This window comes from uncultured Duncaniella sp. (assembly GCF_910577345.1).
In the GTDB taxonomy this organism is placed as follows: domain Bacteria; phylum Bacteroidota; class Bacteroidia; order Bacteroidales; family Muribaculaceae; genus Duncaniella.
In genome coordinates this window covers 1-4273 of record NZ_CAJTMT010000029.1, presented here as the reverse complement: position 1 = coordinate 4273, position 4273 = coordinate 1, and the positions used below count along the sequence as shown (strand labels likewise).

The following is a 4273-nucleotide window of genomic DNA, read 5'->3' as shown; positions in this document are numbered from 1 at the left end:
AAAAAAATAAAAAACTCCGCAGCAATGACGGTAATCGTGGTATATACGCACGGCAACAGCCATAAAATCATGGCCGAAGCCTGATATGGAACTTCGAGTGGCCACATATTCCTGCGGACACCTCGCCTAAATTAAAGCTTGGGAAATATCTGTTTCGTAAATGGTATGAAATAATTAAACGGTTAGAAATAAAATTGATAACAACAATCTGTTTCGTAAATGGTATGAGACAATTAAATGGTTAGAAATAAGATTGATAACAACTATCTGTTTCGTAAATGGTATGAGATAATTAAACGGTTAGAAATAAGATTGATAACAACTGTAGGGAGGGGACATTTTTAGGGAATCAATATCGGGATGATGGGAGCGGAGGGGGGGAGTTGGAGATGCCAATAAAAGATACTTTTCAAATGTCGGTAGCGATACAAAAAAAGGTTTGCATTGCTACTGCAAAGGTAGTCAATGCAAACACTTAAAAGGTGCGATAATGCAAATTCAGTGGAATTTTTTTCAATCTTTTTTAAAGGGAGGAGGCGTAGGCTCGCTGTTGTCCGTCCCGCTCTTCGCCGACTCATTTTCAGATGCGGGAAGCTCTGTAGCAGTCCCTTCGACAACCTCGGCATTGACATCCACGACATCAACAGTGGAGGAATCAGTTCCCTCATTATCAGTCGGTTTGGAATCATCGGCAGAAGCATCAGCATCCTTCTTCGAACCCTCTTCAAGCGCGCGCTTGGCATCGCGTTCGGCCTGAAGTTTCATGATTTCCTCGGTACGCGACTTCCATTGACGCTTTCCGAAGATATTCACGAGGTCCTCGGCATACATCACCTCCTTTGTGAGAAGTGTCTCGGCGAGTTTCGCATGTCCCTCCTTATGGTCACGGAGAATCTGCTTTGCACGTTCGTACTGCTCTTGGATGATGCGCGACACCTCATCGTCAATCTGCTTGGCACGTTCACCACCGTAAGGCTTGGAGAAACCGTAGGCCTGACCGGTCGAATCGTAGTAGCAGACGTTGGGTATCTTATCACTCATACCATAGTAAACCACTATGGCGTAGGCCATTTTAGTAACTTTCTCAAGGTCGTTGAGCGCACCTGTAGAAACCTCCCCGAGAGTAAGTTCCTCGGCAGCACGACCTGCGAGAGTCATACACATCTGGTCGAGAAGTGCCTGGAGAGGAGTAATCTGACGCTCCTCAGGCATATACCATGCGGCACCGAGAGCCATTCCGCGCGGAACGATTGACACCTTGACCATCTCGTTTGAGTATTCAAGGAACCACGAAACGGTGGCATGGCCTGCCTCATGGATGGCGATGGCCTTCTTCTCCTCTGCGGAGATGATTTTCGAGCTGTGTTCCAAACCTCCAATGATGCGGTCGATAGCGGCCATGAAACTGTCGCGGTCCACGGCTTTCTTGTTGCTTCGGGCTGCGATAAGGGCCGCCTCGTTGCAGACATTGGCGATGTCGGCACCACAGAAACCGGCTGTCTGGCGCGCCATGAGGTCGACATCCACAGAATCATCAGTCTTGATGTTGCGCAGATGCACCTTGAACACCTCGATACGGTCCTTAAGTTCGGGAAGGTCGACGTTAATCTGACGGTCGAAACGTCCGGCACGCAGGAGCGCTTTGTCGAGAATGTCGGCACGGTTGGTTGCGGCAAGGATAATCACACCGCTGTTTGTCCCGAAACCGTCCATCTCGGTAAGAAGCTGGTTGAGAGTATTTTCGCGTTCGTCATTGGCACCCATGTTTGGATTCTTGCCACGGGCACGGCCGACGGCGTCAATCTCGTCGATGAACACTATACAGGGGGCCTTTTCCTTTGCCTGACGGAAGAGGTCGCGCACTCGCGACGCACCCACACCGACAAACATCTCGACGAAGTCCGAACCTGACATAGAGAAGAAGGGGACGTTTGCCTCACCTGCAACAGCCTTGGCAAGAAGGGTCTTACCGGTTCCGGGAGGGCCTACGAGGAGCGCACCCTTGGGGATTTTAGCTCCGAGGTCGGTATAGCGCTGCGGATTGCGGAGGAACTCCACGATTTCGCGGATTTCAGTCTTGGCCTCTGTCAGACCTGCCACATCCTTAAAGGTGACGTTTGTACCCTCACCCTTGTCGAACACCTTGGGCTTTGATTTTCCGACATTGAAGACACCGCCGGGACCTCCGCCACTGGCTCCGCCCGACATGCGGCGCATCATTATGAACCATAATGCCACGAGGAGCAAGATAGGAGCGAATGTCCAGAGGAGTGCCGAATAGTCGGAAGCCTTTTCATATTTGACATTTCCGGAATAGATCCCCTCCTGCTTCCAGAGGTCGATCTTGTCCTGGAATCTGTCGGCGGAAGGGATGTCGGTGACAATCTTTGCAATCGTACCCTTTCCGGCCTCATACTGGGTCTTTGGGAAAATCTCGCTTGCAAGAGAATCGGACAGCACGGCTTCCGCACGGTTGGTGTTGGTGAAGACAGTCATGTCACCTACACCGCCGTCGGCCACATATTGCTCGAACTTAGTAAAGCTGACCTCCTTCGTGATGGAATTGTCGTCGATATAAAGCATACCGAGCAAAAATACGATTATGATGGCATAGGCCCAGTACATACTGAACTTTATGCCCCCCATCTTCTTAGGCTGGGGATTCTTGGGAGGAGTGGATGAACTCATTTTATCAATGCTTGCAATTGTAATGTGTGTAAATTTCCGGAACGCGATCAGTCCTCATCAGGATAGTCGGTGATTTTTGCATCGCTCCAGAGTTCTTCAAGATCGTAGAGATGGCGTGTTTCCGGAAGAAAGACATGGACGAGTGTGTCGCCGTAATCAATCACAATCCACTGCGAATTGCCGTAACCGTCATAGTTGTATGGTTTGACTTTTATATTTTCAAGGAGATATTCACGGATACTGTCGGCGACGGCTGCAACGTGTTGGGTCGAGGTTCCTTCACAGATTACAAAACGGCGGGCAGCAGCGGTGTCGATGTCGCTCATGTCGACTGTGGTTATCTTGCGCCCTTTTCGATCGCGAATGCCTTCGATGATGTAAGGCAGTATGTCTGTTGTTTTTTCTGTCATGAATTATTCTTACGGTAGGAGTTGATACTCTTGATGAATTATAAAAATATAAATATGTGATAAATCTGACACAAAGGTAATCATTTTCCTTGAATTACCATCGGTAAGCACATCCATTTGAGTTAAATCATATCTTAACTCACTTTCTTAACAATCGGTTCAGCCGTTTGGTTTGCGGGCGATTCTTGCATAATGATGGCAGAAAATAGCCTTTCAAGGCCCCATTAATGCAAAAATATGTTAAACATAGCCGGAAAATTTGGAGGGTAATAGAAAAGTGCCTACCTTTGCACCGTCGAAATGAAACAACGACATCATCGCCAAATGGCCCATTCGTCTAACGGTTAGGACGCAAGTTTCTCACACTTGAAATAGCAGTTCGATTCTGCTATGGGCTACCAAAGAAAGCGACTTCATCATGATGAAGTCGCTTTTTCTTTACCTATACCCCACTCCACTTCCCGGATAAAAATTTTTGACAATCCGATTTGGAAAATAAAACGAAATGCACTAATTTTGTGTTGTAAAATTGAAGAGACAAAAAATTTCCCGCGCCGGAGCACGATTGGGAAACTCATCAATTATTTTTGAAATACCGAGACAAGCTTAGTCGCCCAATGGCGGGCCTCATCCCCTTCGGGGGAGGCGTAATTGCCCGGAGGATTACAAAGGTCGGCGAGCACTCAAATCCTGTCATTCGGAGTTTCATCATCTTCCTCCGGCGTGGTTTCTCATAAAGCGGACGTAGTCATCCCGACTGCGCCCGCTTATTTTTACCTCTACCGGACATCGGCCGCCAACGATGCCGGAGACCATCCGGTTTACAGAGTATTGCTAAAAGTATCCTGACACAAAGCAGAAAGAATAATAACACGAAAGGCACAAGCCGTAATTACTGATAAGGGCACAAAAAGACAGAAGGTCAGAAGATACAAAAGATTAATTTCAGCAAATTACACTTCTATTGTTTTGTTTATTCTGTTCTAACATATAACAAATTTGTTATATTGTTCTAAGTTAATGCGTAACGCGTTATAGGGACTTCTGTATCTCTTTTCATCCTACATGAACCGGATTTTCTGATTGAACTACAAGAAAGGGAAATCCGGATGGCAGTTAATGAGCTGCGAAGTCCAAATGATGATTCCATCACCAGCTTAAATAAAAATAACAAA

At 47.1% G+C, this 4273-nt stretch carries 2 protein-coding genes and 1 tRNA gene; 1 reads left to right on the top strand and 2 read right to left on the bottom strand.

The window, feature by feature from the left end:
* Window positions 1-513: 513 nt before the first annotated feature.
* Both ftsH and rsfS read right to left on the bottom strand, forming a co-directional pair.
* Window positions 514-2688 carry an ATP-dependent zinc metalloprotease FtsH gene (ftsH, locus tag QZ310_RS11140; RefSeq protein WP_297072792.1) on the bottom strand — a complete coding sequence of 725 codons (2175 nt, stop codon included), beginning with the start codon at window positions 2686-2688 and terminating at the stop codon, window positions 514-516.
* A 47-nt stretch (window positions 2689-2735) separates the two neighbouring features.
* Complete coding sequence (rsfS, locus tag QZ310_RS11135) at window positions 2736-3098, bottom strand: ribosome silencing factor (RefSeq protein ID WP_297072790.1); 363 nt, start codon at window positions 3096-3098, stop codon at window positions 2736-2738.
* A 326-nt stretch (window positions 3099-3424) separates the two neighbouring features.
* Between rsfS and QZ310_RS11130 the strand changes: the two genes are divergently transcribed.
* Window positions 3425-3499 (top strand) — tRNA-Glu (locus tag QZ310_RS11130).
* Window positions 3500-4273 lie beyond the last annotated feature (774 nt).